The sequence below is a fragment of the Haloarcula sp. CBA1129 genome, assembly GCF_008729015.1.
In the GTDB taxonomy this organism is placed as follows: Archaea; Halobacteriota; Halobacteria; order Halobacteriales; family Haloarculaceae; genus Haloarcula.
Genome location: NZ_RKSM01000001.1, coordinates 1,731,208 through 1,750,969, shown reverse-complemented (window position 1 = coordinate 1,750,969; position 19,762 = coordinate 1,731,208). Strand labels below are relative to the sequence as shown.

The 19,762-nt window shown below is 59.9% G+C and carries 20 protein-coding genes; 8 read left to right on the top strand and 12 right to left on the bottom strand.

Annotated elements, in window-relative coordinates; all coding sequences use genetic code 11:
• The first annotated feature begins 1 nt into the window (after position 1).
• Together Har1129_RS08730 and Har1129_RS08725 are read left to right on the top strand one after the other, a co-directional pair.
• Positions 2-307: a hypothetical protein gene (locus Har1129_RS08730; RefSeq protein WP_151100306.1), complete on the top strand. Its 306-nt coding sequence runs from the start codon at positions 2-4 to the stop codon at positions 305-307.
• A gap of 2 nt (positions 308-309) precedes the next feature.
• A complete protein-coding gene (locus tag Har1129_RS08725) occupies positions 310-2,478 on the top strand; it encodes a type B DNA-directed DNA polymerase (RefSeq protein WP_191906262.1) in 2,169 nt (722 codons plus the stop codon).
• A 139-nt stretch (positions 2,479-2,617) separates the two neighbouring features.
• Here the strand turns inward: Har1129_RS08725 and orc4 are convergent, their stop codons facing one another.
• Both orc4 and Har1129_RS08715 read right to left on the bottom strand, forming a co-directional pair.
• On the bottom strand, positions 2,618-3,850 hold the full coding sequence (gene orc4, locus Har1129_RS08720; protein ID WP_151100304.1) for a DNA replication protein Orc4: 1,233 nt from the start codon (positions 3,848-3,850) through the stop codon (positions 2,618-2,620).
• Positions 3,851-4,479: 629 nt separating this feature from the next.
• Positions 4,480-4,803 (bottom strand): hypothetical protein, encoded by a 324-nt coding sequence (locus Har1129_RS08715; RefSeq protein WP_092893735.1) that lies wholly within the window; start codon positions 4,801-4,803, stop codon positions 4,480-4,482.
• A 138-nt stretch (positions 4,804-4,941) separates the two neighbouring features.
• Here Har1129_RS08715 and Har1129_RS08710 point away from each other — a divergent pair, with 138 nt between their 5' ends.
• Both Har1129_RS08710 and Har1129_RS08705 read left to right on the top strand, forming a co-directional pair.
• Entirely contained in the window at positions 4,942-5,868 is a 927-nt protein-coding gene (locus Har1129_RS08710) for a MarR family transcriptional regulator (RefSeq protein WP_151100303.1), read from the top strand.
• On the top strand, positions 5,865-6,668 hold the full coding sequence (locus Har1129_RS08705) for a DUF6036 family nucleotidyltransferase (RefSeq protein WP_151100302.1): 804 nt from the start codon (positions 5,865-5,867) through the stop codon (positions 6,666-6,668). Before Har1129_RS08710 ends, Har1129_RS08705 begins: the two co-directional genes overlap by 4 nt.
• An 11-nt stretch (positions 6,669-6,679) precedes the next feature.
• On the opposite strand, the gene Har1129_RS08700 is transcribed toward Har1129_RS08705, so the two are convergent.
• Together Har1129_RS08700 and Har1129_RS08695 are read right to left on the bottom strand one after the other, a co-directional pair.
• Positions 6,680-7,495 carry a hypothetical protein gene (locus Har1129_RS08700; protein ID WP_151102119.1) on the bottom strand — a complete coding sequence of 272 codons (816 nt, stop codon included), beginning with the start codon at positions 7,493-7,495 and terminating at the stop codon, positions 6,680-6,682.
• A gap of 297 nt (positions 7,496-7,792) precedes the next feature.
• Complete coding sequence (locus Har1129_RS08695) at positions 7,793-9,646, bottom strand: DUF4365 domain-containing protein (RefSeq protein WP_151100301.1); 1,854 nt, start codon at positions 9,644-9,646, stop codon at positions 7,793-7,795.
• Positions 9,647-9,799: 153 nt separating this feature from the next.
• On the opposite strand from Har1129_RS08695, the gene Har1129_RS08690 reads away from it, so the two are divergent.
• Entirely contained in the window at positions 9,800-10,840 is a 1,041-nt protein-coding gene (locus tag Har1129_RS08690) for a hypothetical protein (RefSeq protein WP_151100300.1), read from the top strand.
• Between the two features lie 47 nt (positions 10,841-10,887).
• On the opposite strand, the gene Har1129_RS08685 is transcribed toward Har1129_RS08690, so the two are convergent.
• The 7 genes from Har1129_RS08685 to Har1129_RS08660 form a co-directional block, all read right to left on the bottom strand.
• Positions 10,888-11,823 (bottom strand): ArdC-like ssDNA-binding domain-containing protein, encoded by a 936-nt coding sequence (locus tag Har1129_RS08685; protein ID WP_151100299.1) that lies wholly within the window; start codon positions 11,821-11,823, stop codon positions 10,888-10,890.
• Positions 11,824-11,910: 87 nt separating this feature from the next.
• Positions 11,911-12,258: a hypothetical protein gene (locus Har1129_RS08680; protein WP_151100298.1), complete on the bottom strand. Its 348-nt coding sequence runs from the start codon at positions 12,256-12,258 to the stop codon at positions 11,911-11,913.
• Positions 12,259-12,329: 71 nt separating this feature from the next.
• The gene (locus Har1129_RS08675; protein WP_151100297.1) at positions 12,330-13,331 is read right to left on the bottom strand and encodes a DUF6610 family protein; all 1,002 of its coding nucleotides are present in this window, start codon (positions 13,329-13,331) and stop codon (positions 12,330-12,332) included.
• Between the two features lie 122 nt (positions 13,332-13,453).
• Positions 13,454-13,675: a hypothetical protein gene (locus Har1129_RS08670; RefSeq protein WP_151100296.1), complete on the bottom strand. Its 222-nt coding sequence runs from the start codon at positions 13,673-13,675 to the stop codon at positions 13,454-13,456.
• 65 nt (positions 13,676-13,740) lie between these two features.
• Positions 13,741-14,901, bottom strand: a complete 1,161-nt coding sequence (locus tag Har1129_RS08665) for a hypothetical protein (RefSeq protein ID WP_151100295.1) — start codon at positions 14,899-14,901, stop codon at positions 13,741-13,743.
• A 129-nt stretch (positions 14,902-15,030) separates the two neighbouring features.
• Entirely contained in the window at positions 15,031-15,159 is a 129-nt protein-coding gene (locus tag Har1129_RS21190) for a hypothetical protein (protein ID WP_255518340.1), read from the bottom strand.
• Positions 15,159-15,845 (bottom strand): DUF6166 domain-containing protein, encoded by a 687-nt coding sequence (locus Har1129_RS08660; protein WP_151100294.1) that lies wholly within the window; start codon positions 15,843-15,845, stop codon positions 15,159-15,161. The genes Har1129_RS21190 and Har1129_RS08660 overlap by 1 nt, the downstream gene beginning before the upstream one ends.
• Before the next feature lie 117 nt (positions 15,846-15,962).
• Between Har1129_RS08660 and Har1129_RS08655 the strand changes: the two genes are divergently transcribed.
• Complete coding sequence (locus Har1129_RS08655; protein ID WP_151100293.1) at positions 15,963-17,330, top strand: restriction endonuclease; 1,368 nt, start codon at positions 15,963-15,965, stop codon at positions 17,328-17,330.
• Positions 17,331-17,680: 350 nt separating this feature from the next.
• On the top strand, positions 17,681-18,022 hold the full coding sequence (locus tag Har1129_RS08650; RefSeq protein WP_008458758.1) for a hypothetical protein: 342 nt from the start codon (positions 17,681-17,683) through the stop codon (positions 18,020-18,022).
• Positions 18,023-18,109: 87 nt separating this feature from the next.
• Here Har1129_RS08650 and Har1129_RS08645 read toward each other — a convergent pair whose 3' ends face one another.
• Complete coding sequence (locus tag Har1129_RS08645; protein ID WP_151100292.1) at positions 18,110-18,682, bottom strand: hypothetical protein; 573 nt, start codon at positions 18,680-18,682, stop codon at positions 18,110-18,112.
• A 207-nt stretch (positions 18,683-18,889) separates the two neighbouring features.
• On the opposite strand from Har1129_RS08645, the gene Har1129_RS08640 reads away from it, so the two are divergent.
• Positions 18,890-19,753, top strand: a complete 864-nt coding sequence (locus Har1129_RS08640) for a hypothetical protein (RefSeq protein ID WP_225307787.1) — start codon at positions 18,890-18,892, stop codon at positions 19,751-19,753.
• Positions 19,754-19,762: the final 9 nt, after the last annotated feature.

Sequence of the window (19,762 nt, the reverse complement as noted above, 5' to 3'; positions counted from 1 at the left end):
GATGGGGCGGACGAATCCAACCTACCGAGATGCGTTGCGAGCCATCGAAGAGCGATGGGCGGAGTTCCGGCGGGCACTGCGGCGTCGCGACCAGCCACGATTTGACCAGCTGTTCGAGTACGCCCGCGACCACGCCGACGCGAGCGGGCTGTTGAACCACCAAAATCCGCTGCTGCCGGCGCTGCTCAGCATCGATCTCGAACAGGAGGCCCGCCTCGACGACCACGAGGAACGCCTCGAGGAGCTCGAAGCCGCGGTCGCAACGAGCGATGACCAGGAGGCCGCTCCATCAGACTCGGACCCGTGACGATGCCGTTCAGCATCGACTTCCTGGACGACGGCCGCGTCCTGGAGTGGGAGGCAACCGCCGACGGCGCCGTCGCGACCGAGCGCGATGATTTCACCCCACGCTTCTACGTTGCCGCTCGCGACCCTGATGCCGACCTCGACCTCACGACACTCCAGTCGGTGTACGATCAGCACCCGGACGTCGTCACGACCGAAATGGTTGCGCGACGGCCGGGCTTTCGACGAGACGAGGAACCAGTCCTCGCCGTCGACGTCGCCCACATCGACCGCGTCACTCCACTCGCCCGGCAAGCGCGCCAGCTGTCGGCCTATCCAGTCGGGGATCTCGCCTGTTTCAACGTGGACTTCTCGCGAGAGTTCCGGTACTGTCTGGAGACCGGCGCCGATCCGACGCCGGCGAGCGAGCTGTCGACGCTCCGGCTCAGCGTCCCGGTGACCGAAACGAGCAACGACGTCTATGGGAAGCTGTCCGTCGCCGGCGACACCGTCACCGGCTCGCCGACGGATATCCTGACCGCCGTCCAAGAGGCGCTCGACGCACACGATCCGGACGTCCTGGTCTGCTCGACGAGCGAGATCGTCCCGACCCTGTACGAGATGGCGACGGACGCCGGCGTCGACGACTTCTCGCTGAGTCGGTGGCCAAATGTGGACTACCAGCAGCTCGCAAGCCGGTCGACGTACTCGAGCTACGGCCGCGTCGGCCACTCGCCGGCGCGGTACAACGTTCCCGGCCGGGCGATTATCGACGAGTCGAACACGTTCTTCTACGGAGAGACGAACCTCGACGGCGTCCTCGACCTCGTGTCGCGCTCAAAGAAGCCCGTCCAGGAACTTGCGTGGGCGTCAATCGGGAACGTGCTGACGGCGATCCAGATTTGCGAGGCCCACGACCGTGGCGTCCTCGTGCCATGGAACTCCTGGCGCCACGAGTTCTACAAGCCGATGGGGACGCTCCATGACGCCGACCGTGGCGGCTTCATCTTCGCACCCGAGGTCGGCCTCCACGAGAACGTCCACGAACTCGACTTCTCCTCGTTGTATCCGAACATCATCTGTACCCGGAACGTCTCGCCGGACGTCATCCAGTGTGACTGCCACAGCGACCGCGACGACGTCCCCGGCCTCGGATACTCGATCTGCGACGACCGGGGCTACCTCGTCGACGTGCTACAGCCGATCATCGACGCGCGCGACGAGATCAAGGCGGCCATCCGTCGCGAGAAGGAACGGGACGACCCCGACGAGGACCGGCTGGCGGAACTCGAGGGACGGTCGGGAGCGCTGAAGTGGATCCTCGTCGCCTGCTTCGGCTATCAAGGGTTCAGCAACGCGAAGTTCGGTCGCATCGAGTGCCACGAGGCAATCAACGCGTTCGCTCGCGAGATTCTCCTGACGGCGAAACAACGACTGGAAGCCGGCGGCTGGCGCGTCGTCCACGGTATCGTCGACTCGATCTGGGTGACGCCGGACCCTGACGTCGACGACGAGGACCGCGAGGACCTCGAGACGCTCGCGACGGAAATTACGGAACGCGTCGAGATTCGGCTCGAACACGAAGCTCAGTACGACTGGGTCGCGTTCGTACCGCAGCGCGAGAGCGACGCCGGCGCGCTAACGAAGTACTTCGGGAAGGTCGCCGGCGACGACGACTTCAAGATCAGAGGCATCGAAGCCCGGCAGCGCTCGACCCCGCCGTTCATCGAGGACGTCCAGCGGGACTGTCTCGACCGGCTCGATACCACGCGGTCACCGGATGCGGTGCTCGGGCGTCTCGAACGAGCAATCGATGAACTGCAGGCGGGCAACGTAGCAGTGGAGCGGCTCATCGAGCGGAATCGTGTCTCCAAGCCGCTGGAAGGCTACTCACAGAATACCCAGAACGTGGCGGCCTTGAAGCGAGCCCGCGAGCAGGACCTGGCAGTCCATCCGGGCCAGGATATCGAGTACGTGGTCGTCGACGACGAGAAATCCTCGCGAGACCGGGTCGCCCTCGCCCACGAGAAGATCGAGACCTACGACGCCTCGTACTACGAGACGCAGCTGGTCAGAGCGGTCGAGAGCGTCCTTTCACCGCTCGGGTGGGACCGCTCCGACATTCGTCGAGAGCTCTCCGGTGAGAGGGACGCCGTTTTGAGCTTGTTCGGAGCCACCAACGAACTGTCGTAGTGGACCCCACCCCTGGTTTCCGTCGTTTCGAACCAACCCCACGTTTCCGACGTAATTTTCGACCCCCCTCGTTTCCGTCGTTTCCTCACGCCCCACCCCGGATTTCCGTCGTCCACACCCATTCAGTAGTAGGGGGTCGCTACTCGCGAGTCCAGTCCTGCATCCGGCTGTCCTCGAGGATCGTTTCGCGGACGACTTGGGGATCTTCGATGAGTCGGTTCTGGAGATGGATGCCGCCCGCACTCCCCTTGTTGATCTTCTCGATTTCGACAACCCCGAGGAAGGCTTGCTCTTTCAGGATGTCGCGGAACCGACGAACGGAGAGGATATCCATATCGAGATGGTTGCAGATGCGTTCGTACTGGTCGTACACTCGGCTCGTGAGGAACGCATCGTCGTTGCTGTTGACACTCAGTTCCGTGAGCGCCAGCAACGCCGCCTTCGCCTGCGTGGGTGCGCCGTTCACGAGTTCTCTGAACCGGTCCTTTTCGGCGTGCTGCTGTGCCTGGCGGACGTGTTCCTCCGTCACTTGCTCTGCCCCGGCCTCGTAGGCGACCTCCCCGGCGTGGCGAAGAATGTCGATCGCCTTCCGAGCATCGCCGTGTTCCTGCGCGGCGAAGGCCGCCGAAAGCGGAATCACGTCCTCGGAAAGGACGCCGTCCTGGAAGGCGTCCTCACGGTTGAACATAATCTCCCGGAGCTGGTTGGCGTCGTATGGCTTGAAGAACAGCTCCTTGTGCTGGAAGCTGCTTTTCACGCGCTCGTTCACGTTGTCGACGTACTGGATCTTGTTGCTGATCGCGATGACGCCGACGCTACAGTCGATTTTCCCCGCCTCCTCAGCGCGCGAGAGCTTCATCAGCACGCTGTCGTCGTTCATCAGATCAATCTCGTCGAGGATGATGATTACAGAATCGAATTGAGCGTCAAGCGTCTTCCAGAGGAGTTTGTAGTATTTCGACGTACTGAGGCCAGTATGGGGAACGGTGATGCCAGTCGAAGGTTCATCGTTCAGCTTCGCGGCAAGTGAGGAGATCGCCTGAGTCTCCGTGTTGTCTTCAGCACAGTCAATATACGCTGTTCCAATCTCGACGTCATCCTGGGCGGCGTTTTGAGCGCGTTGACAGACGTGTTTTGAAACGAGAGATTTACCGGTCCCAGTTTTCCCGTAGATCATCACGTTTTCCGGGGAGTACCCGTGGACAGCACCGTTGAGACGTTTCGCGAGCTTCGAGATTTCCTCGTCGCGACCGACGATCCGGTCAGCCTCCGGCACGTGGCCGATTTTCAGGAGATCCTTGTTCGCGAAGATGCGATGCCCGGATTCAAAGAGTGGATCGTCGACAGAACTGGGTGAAGAGTCGGGCGTCATTGAATATCACACGGTGTGAGCGGGGGGAGTATAAATCTAGTGGAGAACGCCACCCCGCGTTTCCGACGTTACTTGTACGATATCAGCGGGAAAATGCCGTAATTCGGTGGAATTGGATTGCTGACAATATAGCCGCGTTTCCGACGTGAGGGAGGAAACCCGTAGACGGAAGCGTCGCCTCGATGTCGAATCCCGAACCCACACACCCCACGTTTCCGTCGTAATCACCGAACAGGTGGGGAGGGGGCTCGAAGAAGACGTCCACGACGAGATACCAAAGACGGGAGCGGCCTAGCCGTCCAATACTGGCCGCCTACAGACGCAGCTGGAAAGGATCGTTTCATCTGAGGGGGCGAAGTACTTCGCCCCTCCTTGGTTGAAGTACACTTAATGAGCGTTTCTCAGCTATACTACTTTAATCTATGTGTTGCAGAAGTTAGTTCATCTCTAGATAGGTTCTAGGTCAACAGAATTAGTGGCTGCATAGCACTATCGTAGTCTCCCCCTACGCCGTCGTGGAGAAACGACGGAAACGCGGGGGGTGTGGTCCCTTCGAAATCAGCGTCACCCCCTCCACCAACATCCAGTTACGACGGAAACGTGGGGTGGGTGTCCTCCATCATCGAGTTTTACTCGTCCGGGTTGACCGGACCCTTGTACTGAGAACGAATCTTCTCTCCCTCCCGCCACTGCCAGTAGTAGTAGCGATTGTCGTTGATTTCCTTGATCGTGATCGTCGCTTTTGCAGGGACGTCGTCCGGGAGATCGTCCGGTCGCTCTTCGACCTCTTCTTGATCTGCCGACTCCTCGAGACGGGCCTCTCGTTCCTTGTGCTCGGCGAGCGCTTCAGCGTACGTCGCAACGTCTCGGAGCTGCTCCGGGTCCGACTCGTTGAGCGTGTTGACGATCTCCGTCGGGAGGTTCGCCGGTGGGGTCGGGGGTTCGTAGGACATCGGCTACTCTCGTGTTAACCAACACGACCCGCGAATCCATAGTTTTGTTGGTTAAGACGATAGAGACGGCTCTCGTGCCTGCTGACTGTAACACTACTCGAAACTTCTTTATATACAAGTTTCGTACTATGTTACACCGTGCTCCGGCGCATCGAACTCGAGGTCCTCGCCACGGTCGACCGCGGCGACACGATCTCCGAACTCGCGACGAAGCTCGACCACAGCGAGAGCTACCTCTCTCGTGCCGTCGCCGACCTCGTCGAGAAGGGGCTCGTCTACACGGAACGCGACGGCCGTCGAAAACGCGTCGTCCCGTCGGATGCTCGCGCCGTCGAGCTCTATCAGGACCTCGTCCGCCAGCACTCCCACATCGAGTTCCCCGAGCTGCTGACCGGCAAGGCACTTGAGGTGCTGTACTACCTCGACCAGCCGCGAACAGTCTCCGAGATCGCCGACCGGAGCGACAACTACCGCAACACGGTCAATCGCGTCCTCAAGCGGTTTCGCGACCGTGGGCTCGTCGGGACCGTCGACGGCCACTATGAGTTCAACGCCGACTTCGACCGCCTCCACGAGTTCGCCCGTGAACTCGCACACCATCTACATCGTCAACGCCTCGAATCCGTCGCCCCGAAGGGCACGATTCTCTGGGAGGACTACGACGAATTCCTCGCCCAGGCTGAGATGGAGATCGATGCGGAGGCGTTCCACGAAACCGGCCTCGCTCGATTCGCGGCCTTCGACCTCCAGTTCCTGCTCACCGGCCACCGCTACTACGTCTACTCCGAAGACCTCGACGCAGTCTCGCCGGCGGAGCTCTGCTGTCACACGCTGCTGATCGACGACGGCAGCCGCCACCGCTCGTACTGTCTCCTCCTGCTCAGCCACGTCGACGTCGACGAGGCGGACCTCCGAGAGCAGGCGGCGAAGTATGGCCTCGAAGACGAAATCGACGCCTTGCTCCGCTACCTCGAGACGCACGGCGAGGTCGACGACGACCGGCTCCCGGAGTGGGACGAGTTCCAGGAGCTGGCGGCTGACTACGAGGTGCCACTACCACAATGAGACCAACATTCGGACGCGAGTACATCGAGAACGAATTCCAGCGAATCGGGGACGAGCTATCTGAACCGCTCACGGTCTACCTGATCGGTGGTGGCGCGATGTCGCTGCGTGACCTCAAGGGGGCGACGAAAGATATCGACCTGGTCGTCCCAGATGGCGACGCGTACGGCCAGCTGTGGGCGGTCCTGATGGACCTCGGGTATGGGGAGGTCCAGTCGCTGGATCCAGATTACCGGGCGCTTGGCGCGACGAGCTGCGTCGAGAACGACGACGGGTGTCGCCTCGATATCTTCAACCAGCAGGTCGCGAACAAGCTCGTGCTCACCAACGGGATGCAAGAGCGCAGCAAGCCGTTCCTCAATCTGGATCGACTGACGGTTCGGCTGGTCAGCAACGAGGATATCTTCCTGTTCAAGGCGATCGCAGGCCGCGACGACGACATCGAGGATATGAATATGCTCGTGCAGGCCGGCCTCGATTACGACGTCGTGCGGGATGAACTCGAAGCCCAGATCGAACGCCTGGGGGACGATCAGTTTGCCACGTTCGCGAACGAGGCCCTGGTCGAACTCGAGGACCGATACGGGGTGACCACGCCGATCGAGGGCCGCGTCCAAGAGCTCACGAATAGATACTACCGGGGGCTCGAAGTCCTCCAAGCACTCGATGAACCGATGACCGTCGACGAACTGGCCGCCGAACTGGAGCTGGATACTGACAAGGTTCACGACCGGATCGCGTATCTCTCAACGTTCGACCGGGTCCGTCGGGATGGCGACACAGTCCGTCCCGTGGAGTAGTCTGGCCACGACTACGGGGAGGGAAGGCGGCCGTCTGGTCGGGGAACGCGGCCCCGTTTGATCTCGTGATCGACGCGGCGCAGGTGCTTGCAGCCGCCTTCGGGTGAACGTTGCTGCCAGTCGGGACAGGTACACGATTCGTCGATGACGTCGACTTCGTACCGGTTCCCGGACGCAGACTGTACCTCGTAGCGGCCACCCTTCGAGAGGAGTGAGACGTCCATCGCTTCGGCGACGGCACGCTTCGTGCGGGGCTCAAGATCGTCCTCCGACTGTGCGTTCTCGTCGACGACCAGTCGGTCGCGAACGTCGCCCGTTCGGCCACCGTCGGGAGCGACGGCTTCCGCAGGCCCCCTGAGCCGCTCGTGGAGCACTTCCTCCACCGGATGGCCTTCCGGCCACAGGTAGTGGACCTCGCGGCGCTCGCGATGGTCGTAGGAGCCGCACGCGGCTGCGCACCCAGTCCAGACGCGCCAGGCACCCAGCGCAGCCATCACGTCGACGATGTCACGGGGAACTGTCTGGTGGTCGTCCGGGAAGAACACCCGGAAGCGGGTACACGCCTCCTGCGGCGGGACGGTCTCCCACCAGTCTTCGCTGGAGCTCCAGCTGTCGTACATCGCCTCGTCGCTCCCGTAGCCGACGGTCACGCCGTTTATCGGCGTCCAGTCTGGTGGGAGGTGGTCCGCCTCGCCTTCAAGCACCCGAAGAACGGCGTATCGGAGGTACTCGTGGGCTTGGTTGTCTGTCGTTCGGGCGACCTGATCGTGCTGCTCGACAACGTATTCGGCTTCCTCGAGGACCGTTGTGAGATAGGATTCAGTCATCATTCGACGGAGGTCAGAACGCGCCTCCGCCCCTCCGCGGGCGGTGAAAAACTTAACCAACATATCGGGGCGACCAACCCACTTGTTGGTTAACAGAATTGGAGAGCGCGTCAGTCTTCGAGTATGTCGATAAGATCCTTTGCTGTCCGATTGATTCGGCTGAGACACTCTAGAACTACCTTCTGTGAATACTGGTAAAAGAAGTAGACGGCGAGACCTGTTACGATCTGCAGTATGGGTTGAAACCGAAGACAACGACCGGCGTTCTCCGAATCAGGAATCTGTAGGCAACATCGTCTATCCAGAGTCCTGTGACCACGGGTCCTCGCGTTTCTCGAGGAACTCCTCGAGCTCAGGATCTTGTGCCTGTTCCTCCCACCACGACAGATTGGGCTCCCAATCGTCTGGCCGTGGACAGTGGTGCTCACAGCCTTCGCAATATCGATCTTTAAACCCGTTAAATGCCAGCTCCAGATTTACACTCTCCATTGCTCCCCCGTGTTTACACCACACCATCTTCGTACCGAGCGTGTAGAGGCTGAGCCACTGGCCGAGCGGGCTCGTCGACAGCTGGCGGATTCGCAGGTGTTCGCAGTGCCGAAAGTATTCCGTCTGGTTAATATCCTTGACTCCTATCCGAATCGCTTCCGTCGTGCGATCCTCATCATCCGCATCAAGGTCGATCCCCTGCATTTCCAGCATATCCGTTGCCATCTCTTGATACTCCGACAGACTCATCTCCTCCACCTCTTCCTCGCTCACCTCCTCTCGTTCGTATGGATCCGGCCGGTCCTCCACATCGTCCAGCAGCTCTTCTAGGAACTCGACAGTGTGCTCGTCACCGAGTTCCTCCGCCCCCGAGATTCCGGTGGTGAAGTAGGTTATCGCCTTCTCCGGCTCTAGCGTGAAATAGTAGTACCGCCCGAGGCTCTTACCGAGGAGCATCCGGATTTCCGGATCATCCACGATATCCAATATCTGCTCGCATTGCTTCACGAGCGGATGATCGTGCTTCTCTTCGCCCAGCGCAGCCTTGTCCATGATCTGTAGCTGCGTGAGACGCATGATCTGGTTGGAGATATAGTCAAGCACGATAGGCAGACTGACGATGAACTCGTAGAGGTGGTCACGGTCAACCAGTTGGTTCAGCGCATCGTTGATCTCGCCGAAGATACGGATTTTTTCTTCAAGCAACTCGATCAGGGTCTCATTGAAATAATACGCGAAGAACGCATCCGTATCCTCTCCTTGGAACTTCAACGACACCAGTATCTCTTCGGTCTTCTCAAGGAGGATAAACAGCTCTGACTGGTGTTTGTGAATCTTGGTATAGTATTCGAGACCGTCTATGTCCAGATCCTGGGCGAGGTCGATGGCCTCCTCGGAGAGCTCAATGATGGTCACGGCCTCCTCTGGCTCCAGTGAATTGTATGTGTGGGTGAGGCCGACAAGGGCTTTCAGCTTGCCTTCGTCCTTCTCCGGCGCGTTGTAGACATCGATTAGCGTTTCCCGCGCTTCTTCCATGTTCCCCTGCTGCATGAGCTCCTGCGACTTGATCAGGGAATGGCCTTTGAAGCTCAACAGGCTGCTGTTGATCTCCCGATCGAGTTCACCGAGATCCGCGGACGAAAAGTTGACCCCCTCCCCCAGTCCCAGCCCCATGTTTTGACGTCGGATGATTCGCTTCTGGCTGGCAACAACAGCGTCCTTCAGGGCGTCCGTATCCCCGAACGTGTTCTGCTTGTTGACGTGGATACGGTTATAATCCTGCTCCCGCCATCCGGGTGTCTCGTTGTTCAATGTATCCCAGATGTAGTCCTGCGTCACCGTCCAGTAGAACTGGTCTGCTGCGTCGTCGTACAGCGCCAGTACAACCGGCTGTGATGTTTCTACATACAGTTCAAGATCGTCGGTCGTAAGATCGAATGTCGCCCGGTCTCCCTCGAACTCCTCGGATGCCTTCAACTGAATGTAGAAATTAATCGACCGGACTTCCTGATGGCCGTCCTCCCCCTGCTCAGTCACCGTAACCTGAAAGTCAAGCCCGAAGTCGTTATCCAAGGAATTGACGACAAACTCATCTAACCGGGAGATCAGTTCTCCTCGAGAAGCTTGTTCGAGTTGCTGGTTGCTGCTTCTCTTCTTCGCCACTGTTAGAACAGTTTTTGCCGATTATCTAAAAACCTGTGTACACCTGGAATCCTATTACCGAATGTACTCCCCGGATTCCGCCAACTGACTCGGGTACAAGCCGTCGAAACCCCATAACTCAAACTCACCCGCGCCCAACTATTCCTCGTCTGCATGTTCGAGGACTTGGACAGGGAAACGATTGAGGAGATACTCGATGCACCCGAACCCACGCTCGACCGGGACGACATCACGATCATCTACTTCGACCAGAAAATCTGGGGCCAGCTCCACGCCGGCCGCCATGATTCCGAATCAAGGCACACCGACGCCTACGAAACCGTCCGAGAAGCCGTCAAACGCGGCGATGCAATCTGCCCCTACTCTATCGCCCGTTTCCTTGAAACTGATGCGCACCACGACGATACGTTCAAGAGAGAGCTTTATGAGCTGATGATCGACCTCTCCAATAACTTCTGTATGCGGAACTACTTCGACGCCATCGGTGCTGAAATCACGGCGTATATCTTTAGACATGCCGACCTGCTGCCCGAGATCGACCCAAGTGGCCAGATATTCAGCCGCGGCCTCGTCGAACCCCACGGGCACCCTCGAATCACTAGTGACGGCAACCCAATCGATAGCGAATGGAAGGTCCACAAAATCCTTCGATCGGAGCAGGTAACCCGGCAAATGATCAAGTCTGACGATTTCTTCGACGACGTCCCAGAGCCCTGGGACGAGGAGGAGCGTGCCCAGTACGTTGAGACACTGGAATCCATTCGGAAAGAGTACGACGATATCGCCGACACCGACGAGGAACGCCGTGAACAGCTAATAATCGAAAGTTTTCGAAATGATGTACTCCCTGGTCTCCTCCATACTGCTGAGCAGATTCCACTCGACGTGGATTTACTCTCTATTATCGCCCGTGACACTGCCATCAAAGGGTTCGAGGACTTTTTTATGCAGTTTCCCACCTACTTCACCCATCTCGATCTCATCCTCGGCCGCGATTTCCACCGCCACCGCGACATCGAGGGAAACGACCTTAACGACGTTATGGCCCTTGCAGTCGCTATTCCCTACTCCGATTTCGTAGTCACCGAGAAGTTTTTCGCTGGTGTCGCTCACCAACAGAATCTCCCCGATCGGTTCGACACAACCATCCGTACCGATCTTCAGGATCTAGCCATTCACCTCACCGGAACATGAGATTGGGAAAACGACCAACAAACGAGGCGAGAACTGATTGGTGTTGATTAACTCCTAATGTCTTCCAGAACTTCAATAAGTTCTTCTGACGTTCGACTAATCCGGCCAAGGCGCTCGCGAACGACCTCGGGATCGTCCGACTCCCACGCAGCGAGGTAGAACGCTGACCCACTGGTGTCGAGCCCGCAGTACCGCCCGACGACGTACGCGACGGCTTCGGCCTCGACTTCACGTTTCGACCGCTCCGTATCGTCGTCGACATCGAAGTGGAGCAGCGCGTGTGCGTACTCGTGAATCAGCGTTCGCGCGAGGTCGGCCTCGTTCTCCCGATCACGCACCTCGACGAGCGGCTGAACGTCGACGAGGCTCAGTTGCTCGCAGATGCCCTTTGCCTCGCCGTGGGTCCACTCCTCAGTTGGAACGATCCGCACCGTCACGCCGAGGTCGTCAGCGGCGGCAGTCAACTGTTCGACGAGGTCGCCGGCGTCCCCGGTCGCTTCCGTGTCCAGGTCGGGAAGTGACTCGCCTTCGGTCTGGGAGACGTCGAAGACGGGCGCGGGCTTGAACCCGACGAGCCCCTCGGACCACTCCTCGGGCGGCGTCTCGTCGTACTCACAGTCACTGTCCTCGTGGTAGCTCGGCGAATTCTCGCACTCCGGGCACTGCTTGGAGATGATCGGCGCCCAGATCCAGATGGCCGACTCACCCTCCTTGACGTGGCGGTCGAACTCCTCCTGCCACGTCCGGTAGCCCGCCACCCGGCTCGCCTCGGGACACTGCCGCTTGATGAGGAGCGTGTTCCGGTAGGAGTAGTCGTGGAAACGACTCTGGACATCGAGCCACTCATGGAACTCTTCGCTGGCCTGCGCGTCGTCGACGCCGGCGACAAGGTCGTCGATCCACTGTTCGATGGTACTGTTCATCTCGTCTGATCGCGTGTCGGTCTGGTCGAAGGAGACCGACGAGTCTCTGGTCGTAGACATCGTGATCACCGAATCGAGTTCACGGCGACTGCGTCTGTTCAGACCGCGCCGCACCCCTCAGGGGCGTTCAAAAAACCGCTCTGTCGGTCAGCGGAGTTCGTGGCGTTCGTCAGCGAAGCCGACCGTAACGAGGTACTCGAGGAACTCGTCGAACCGCTCAACGTCGCTAGGCGTGTCGGTCGCAAGGTGACGCGCCCACTCGATGGCCCACTGGAAGGCGGGATCCGTGCCGCCCTTGCCGTGAATGTACCACCACCGGGCCGCTTTGAGAACCACTATAGGATTCGTCGGCGGCTGCTCACCGGCGAGCCCACGGGTGATGGATTCGATTTCGTCGGGGACGTCGGCGGGATCGATCTCCGCTGATTGCGTGTTGTCGATATCGACCGGGATCTCGTCGATCGAGACGTTGTCGGGACTCTGTTGTTGACTCACTGGAAGTCACCTCTGAGAGCTTTCGAAGGAGCCCTCGCCCTCTCTGGGGGCACGAAAAACAGGTCGCGAAGTCACGCCGGCGGGAGGTAGACGCTCTGTTCGCCGGCGATCTCCTCCAGGTTGTTTCGATGACGGTGGCTGAAGTAGCACTCGTAGCTGCAGTATCCACAGATAGCGCCGGTATCGTATTCGGCCACGTACGGGCCGCGGCGAGTTCGCCAGACGTTCGTCCCGCACTCGGTACAGGCGGCGTCCTCGAGATCGGCAGGACTCGGACCCTCGTACTCGACTTCGAGCCCCTCGTCTTGCGGTGTCGTTTCGGGCCAGATTCCGTGGACCCTCCAAAACTCACGGACGCGAGCGAGGCTGTGTCGCACCGTCTTTCGCACGGTGACGTGGTCGGCGTCGCGACCGCTGTCGTCCCAGCCGTCGGCCGTCCAGAACTCACCGAACTGCGCGCCGCGATGTAGCCCGTTCCAGTCGACGCCGACGATGTCGGCTGGTGGCTCGTCCGTGAGTGTCGGCCTGGTCAACTGTCGAATGGTGTCGAGCTGCTTGGGCGGACTCCCGCCGAGGATGTGGACGCGCTGGCCTCTCCAATCGGCTGGGTCGGAGAACTCGTGGGCCAGGCGGTCGGCGTATCCCCGTGAATACCCGAGGACGAGGTTCTCGGGTATCGCGTCGATTACTGCTTGGGACTTCGGAACGACGATGAGCTCGGCCTCGGGATAGCTCGCTTGGATCTCGCGAGCAGCAGCGACGTGGGCGTCGACGTCGTCGATTTCGTCGACATCCCCGATGACCCCGACCTGAGGTTCGTACTCGAAGAAACGGTCGACGAACCGCTCCAGATCGGGATTCCGGAAATCGTTGTCGAGCATCCCGACGGGGAGGCTGAGGTTCTGATACTGCGCCTCCTGGTACCCACAGTCCTCGCGAAAGCCGGGAAGGAAGCCGAAGTCGACAGCGTCGACGACAAACGGGGCTCGATGCAGAAACGCCACGTAGTCTGCCTGTCTGGCGGCGGCGATTTCGCGGGCGGTGCTGGCGCTGGAGCTCAGCTCGAGGGACATGATTAGGCTCGCGAGGCCGCTGCTGGCTGCCCCGCACCCTTTCAGGGGCCCGAAAAACCGAGGCACAGCCTGTTAACCAACAATAGGGAAATAACGCGGAGTGTGTTGGTTAAGAACAGAGCTTACTCTTCGTCCTCACGTAGCTCTTCAGCCTTCCACTTGAGCCGGCGCAGGATCTGCGTCCGATTCTGGTGGGCGTTCTCGTAGGCAACACACTCTTGGAGGGTTTCCATATCCGGGATCGTCGTGATACCGGCCTTAATCAATCGGTAATTCGGTGCTTCAAGACGCTTCTCAGGTGGGAATTCGTCGTCACTCCCGTCGCTAATCGTGGACTGTTCCATCTCGGTAGCCCTCACCCATCCAGGGCGAGAAAAACAGAACAGACGACTACATCACCGACGCGGCGTCAGGCCATCGCCTCTTGGAACCGCTCACGCAGCGCGTCCTCTCGATCTTCGAACTGCTCGACTTTCTCCTGCAGGTCGTCGCTGACGCGCTCGATGCTGGCCAGCGCTCGTTCGCCGGCCAGCGACGCCTGTGACCCGTCGTCGCCGTCCGCCTCTAACTGCTGCTCGTACGCCTGCTCGACGCGCTCGATCGTGCCTTCCGGATTGAACAGGATGTCGTTGGCGATGCGGACGTACTGATCGAGAGATGCCCCTTCTTTCCCCTGGAAGAAGTGGGTGAGTGCGTACGTCGCACCGGAATGTAGCGTCCACATATCGATCTCGAAGGGGGACGCCGCATTGGCTTCTGCATCGTCGGCGGCGCGCTCGGCCAGGTAGTCCGGGAAGCCCAGCAGGGTGTAGAACTCCGTGACGGTGAACGGGAGCTCCGAGAAGTCGAGGTCGATGTCCTGAGCGTCCCGGATGAACTCGAAGAGATCGTCGGCGACGAGTTCGACCTGTGCGAGGAGTTCCTCCCACCAGGTCCGGAAGTTCCGGACGTCGCCGACGTGTTTGATGACCTCCTTGTCGGTGAGCGAGCGCATCGTGTTCGAGCAGTAGCCATCCTGAGCGAACCCCTCAACGTAGACGGCGTGCTCGCCGAAGAAGTCGTAGCCCGACGTGACGCCCATCGTAATCGAGTCCGACCGACCGGGAAGGCGCACCTCGAGGCCGTCGAACATGATGTCCATATGGACTTCGCCGCCGCCCCGGTAGCGCCGAATCTCGCCGAACATCACCTCGCCCAGCGGGGTCCCGTCGATCGTCTCCTCGCGGAGGACCTCCTCCAGCGGCCCGTAGACGTCGACCGGGTTGATGATCGCGTACGAGTCGGTGGGCACGTGGAACAACGGATCCGTCTCCGTGTCCTCATCTCGGGCCTGCTCTCGAGCCCGACTCGGCTCGACGAGCGCGTTGAACCGCTCTGTCTCGACCCACTCGTCGGTGTAGGGATTCTGGTACGCCACGGTCGTCTCGACGGCCTGCGGAAGATCACGAACCGCCTCGGCGAAAGTCACGGGGTCTGCATCACCATGGCGCTCTCGATACCACTCGGGTAGTTCGGTGTCGGTACGTCCATCGACGCCAGCGAAGATGGTTCTGGACTCTGGATCTTTCATCTCAGTCACCTCACTTCAGGAATCCTCGTCGACGTGCGACTGCATCGTCTCGCGTCCTGCGCCCCTCTCCCGGGCGCAAAAACAACGTCTCACGAACTACCATTCGACCTTGAGAGTGTCCTCACATCTTCAGCTGTCTCCGTCGGTACGCTCCTGTCGGTCGTTGTACCGCTCCAGTTCACGCCCGATTTTCTCGAGCGCCTCGACACCACGTTCGAGGAGCTGATGGGTGGCTCGCGCCAGTCGAAGCGTCTCCATCAGTGCTCCCCCTCCGGGGGTTCGATGAGGTCGTTGCTCTCTTCGGCGAGTTCTTGGATTACCCGTTCCACGTCAGCCTCCTCGACAACTGTCCGATGTACGAGCGGGGCAGGATATGCCCGGTCACCCTGGCTGCAGAGCACGACCAGCCACTCGTCGCTTCCATCCCCGAGCACGATGTAGTGGTCGCGATCAGCGCGCTGGAACACTCTTCGATCAGGGCGAGAGACGGCTCGCCAGTTCTCGGGGAGCGTCGGTGACGGCCGTCCGCCGTCGGCGAGGGCGACGACGTCGTCGGTAAGGGTCGCCATCGCGGCGTCGATCTCCTCACCGGGGAGGTGCCAGCACGCCGCGGCACCGTCGCACTCCAGCTGTGAGACCACCTGATTCCGGAACGCGATGTAGTGCTCACGGGCGAACTGCTCATCGTCGTAGTAGTCCAGGAGGAGCGCGCACGCGAGCTGGGCGGGCCCGCTACCACTGTACCCCCACTCGAACCCGCTCGGACTGTGGTTGACGAGGTCCAGACTGCGCTCGAGGGAGAGTCGCCGATGCTCCGAGAGGCTCAGGACGACGGCTTGGCCGTCGACGCGGAAGCCGACGTATTCGGCTGCGTCTTGGTGAGACTGAGCGGGCGATGCGACTGGAACCGATTCCGAACTGGCCATAGGTACATTCCCGTTCATCGTTGCTCGCGGGCGGTTCGGTGACCCCCGCACCCCTCTCAGGGGTTCAACAAACAGGACGGCGTAGCGTTCGGCAACGTATTTGGCAGTTGCAACGTACTGTCCACATAATTGAGGATGGCTGTACTGGACGATATCTCGGGGTTCGAGTTCGAGGACGTGATGGAGGACGTGTTCCGGAACCTCGGCTACGAGAACGTCCGCCAGGCCGACCGCACGGCTGACGAGGGTCGCGACGTCATCATGGAGGAGGTCGTCGACGGCACGCGGCGTGCGATCATCGTCGAGTGCAAGCACACGGGGACAGTCGGGCGGCCGGTCGTCCAGAAGCTTCACTCGGCGATCGCGACGTTCGACTTCGACGGCCCGAAACGCGGAATGGTCGTCACGACCGGCCGGTTTACGAACCCTGCTCAGGAGTACGCCGACCGCCTCCAGCAGAACGACGACCCACATCCAATCGATCTGCTCGATGGCGAGGACCTCCGGGAGATCGCCGACGAGATCGGCCTCGACCTCTACAACGGTCGCATCGAGATTCTCTGCGACGAGACGCTCCGCCCGTACGATCCGGCCGCCGACGTCGACGCGCCCGTCATGGAGGCGTTCCGCGACATCGAGAACATCGAGGCTGCCGATCTCCCAGACCCACACTCATCGGTGACGTTCCGCCCGGTGGTCGCGGTCACCGCGGACACGAACGCTGTCTTCGAGACGTCGGTGGGCGTCATCCACCGGATCGACGACCGGACGCGATTCGTCGTCCACGCCGAACGCGGGCAGCCGCAGGTCGTCGATGAGGACGTCGGGACGCTGGTCACCGAGAATCTCCACGCGACGGTCGACCTCGATGCCGAGCAGTTCGGAGAGGTGTTCGACGACGTCGAGGAGCGGCGGTTCGGGCAGACGCAAACGGAGTACAAGGAGTGGGCCGTCGAGCGCCTCCAGCAGCATCACACGACGACGGTCACCTACACCGGCGACAACAACGTCACGTACAACAAGACCTGTGAGCCGAACCGCTCGGACATCTCTGTCCAGTCGATCGAACCAGTGTACCTCCCGGAAGTTCGGCACACTACCGACGTCCAGGAGTACACCTACCCCTACGAGTACTACGCGGCAGGCCCGTCACGAGTGACCGCCGAGAACGGCATCCATCAGTGCGTCCACTGTGACACGAGTGGCGTCACCGAGACGTACACCTACTGTCCGAACTGCGGGGCCATCGCCTGCTCCAGCCACACCAAAACGGAGCGGCTGGAAGGCGAACCGGTTTGTACGGGCTGCGCGGTGACGGAACGGTTCGCATTGAAGACGAAGTACTTCTACGACGAGGAGAATCTCGAGGCCTTCCGCGAGGAGTACGCCGCGATGCCGATCCACGAGAAGGTGATGGAGAATAAGCTCCTCACTGCTGGTGGGGGAGTAGTTACGGCTGTTCTACTACTGCTTGGCATCCTCGCACTTGGAGGTGTAATCTGAGTATCGAGGTGTCGAATTGGTTATCGCTCGGCCCAGGTCCGACGGTATTCAATAAAGTCTCGAGGATGTTGATGATCTCTCGCCCACTCTTTTGCTTCGCCAGGTGAATCACACCGCTCAGCGGTTTCGCAGAGGGTACATTTCGCTGTTACCCGAATCACCATTACAGGATTTTCTGTTTCCGGCGGCTCATCCACGTAATCCATACTGGACCAATCGGACTTATCGATTAAAACGGGTATTGTTCTCTGTTGTCCTGGCAATGGTCTGCTCTGAGCGCAAACACCTCGTTCTGATACGACCCTTTGCTCCCCCTGTCAATTTTATCGAGCAACGACTATTCTACAGGTATGCCTTCCAATCAGGTCGGAGATGAGTGGACCGTCGAGTGGATGACGCCCAAGCCGAACAGCGATGAATACCTCGATAACTTGGTGCTGAGCCCGGAACAAGCAGCTGAATACGGGGACGACCTCGTTATGGCTCTGCGTGTCGACGACGAAATCCTTCGAGAGCGGGGATTAGACCCTAAAGAACCGTTTGGCTGGAAAATCGAAAACGGTGAGCTACTGATGAAACAAATTTCTCGCCAAGCGTTTGAATGGGTCGCGGAAAGCGACCGAGAGGATTCACTCTATGCACAGCAGGTATTGGATTCTCGAGCTCGCCGGCGGATTCGTAACTCTCAGTAGCAATCTGCAAACCATTCGTTCCGAAGAATCCTATACTGGGTGCTCCTTCTCTTCAGAACTCGATCCTTGGGAGTTTCCAATTAACGATTAGCTTGGTTGGGCTAGTAGTTCGTCGACGGCGGCCGAGAGCGGTCCTTCAAACTGCCAGCTAGCCCGATCGAAGGCTTCCTCGGTCGGGCCATCCCAGCGCGGGAAGGCGGAGTGACCACTCACCTTGACAGTCCACTCGGAGGGTTCCTTGAACGGGTTCCGGGTCGGGAGTTCGACGACGTAGAGGTACTCTTCGTCGCCGTGGATGCCGTCGGCCGGATTCTCGACAACGTGTCCCAGCAGGAACATCGGCTGGTCGAGATGCCCCATATTGTCCGGGTCGAGGAGATCCGAGGGTTGGTCAGCGTGGATGCTCCGGTCACGCCCTTCGTCCACGTAGAGGGTCATCGTCGAGAGCGTGTCGAGGAACAGGAACTGGGCAGCGGCGTACGCAGCCCCGCGCTCTGTTCGTGTCTCGTCAAGCAGCTGCTTCAGCTGGTCCAGGTCATGGAGGACGCTATCGGGATACCCGTCCGAGTGGCGGTAGATTTGTGCGATGCGGTCGGTATCGGACTGTTCGCCTGCGGTCTCGATCCGTTGGATGAATCGGAGTTGACTTCGTGTCGACATCGATCACCGCCGGCGCGTGTGCGCTGGCACCCATCGCCGGCGCAGAAACAACTTCTCCTGAATCGAGTGGAGTCGCTGGAATCTCGCCGAATGGCTGTCACTGGACAACTTAAACCCGATTAAAAATGGATTCCGAAATTCGCAAGAGGGCAGTCGGGCGGGGTCCTTGCTCGGAAACTGATGCTGTTCCAGCCCAAAGGTATGCGTATGCCATCGGAGTCTGAGGGGGGCTCACCACTCCCCGATCCAGATGAAATTGCCAGGCGGGCCGAACGGCAGCGTAGTCTGTACGAGGAGGCCGCCGAGAATCCAGACCGGGTGGTACCAGCGATGTTCATCGAGGACTGCGCCCGGTGCGAAACGCTCGCCGACAAGCGGCGTCGTGAGGGCTTCTATAAACACTTCTATCGGACACTCCCTGACCGAGAGACGGCGAAGCTGTCCAGCGACGATCTCCCCGAGGAGATTCAGTCTGCTGCGCCCGTCCATCGTGCAATCGATGATACGACTCTCGAGGACGAAAGCGCCGACGTGGCCTCCGTCTCGGAGCTGTGGGAGCAGATTGGTACTGGTGAGCACCCGGGCAAGCTGTGTCAAGCTCCGTTGGTCCACTACATCGACCGTGAGGACTGCTATATCCACGCAGAGCCAACGCGGGTCGGCTTCAGCTATGGTCTCCCCGTGTTCGTGTACAAACGCCGGCAATCGGACAACCACTACGGAGTCTTCTTCTCGAGTGAGAAGGCGTATCTGTGGCTCTGTGGGTGGATTCTTCACGCAAACGGATTCTTCGACCCGAAAGAGTTCATCCCATCACTCTACTTCTTGAAGGCCTCGGACCCATCCACAGTTGCTCCTGAGCTGGTGTCCAAAACAGAAGATCTCGTGTTTCGTAACGGATTCCCCGGCATAGATGCGCCCGAAATCACAGACCTGCCGGACGGGGTCAATCTGTACCAATTCCCGTACAGCAAGGACACGTATGCGGATCAGTTTGCTCGATGGCGCCGTCTCTACTTCGACGAGCGAACCCCTCGTGGATGCGGGTCCTGCGACGTGTGTCGGGCGTAAATTCACCGC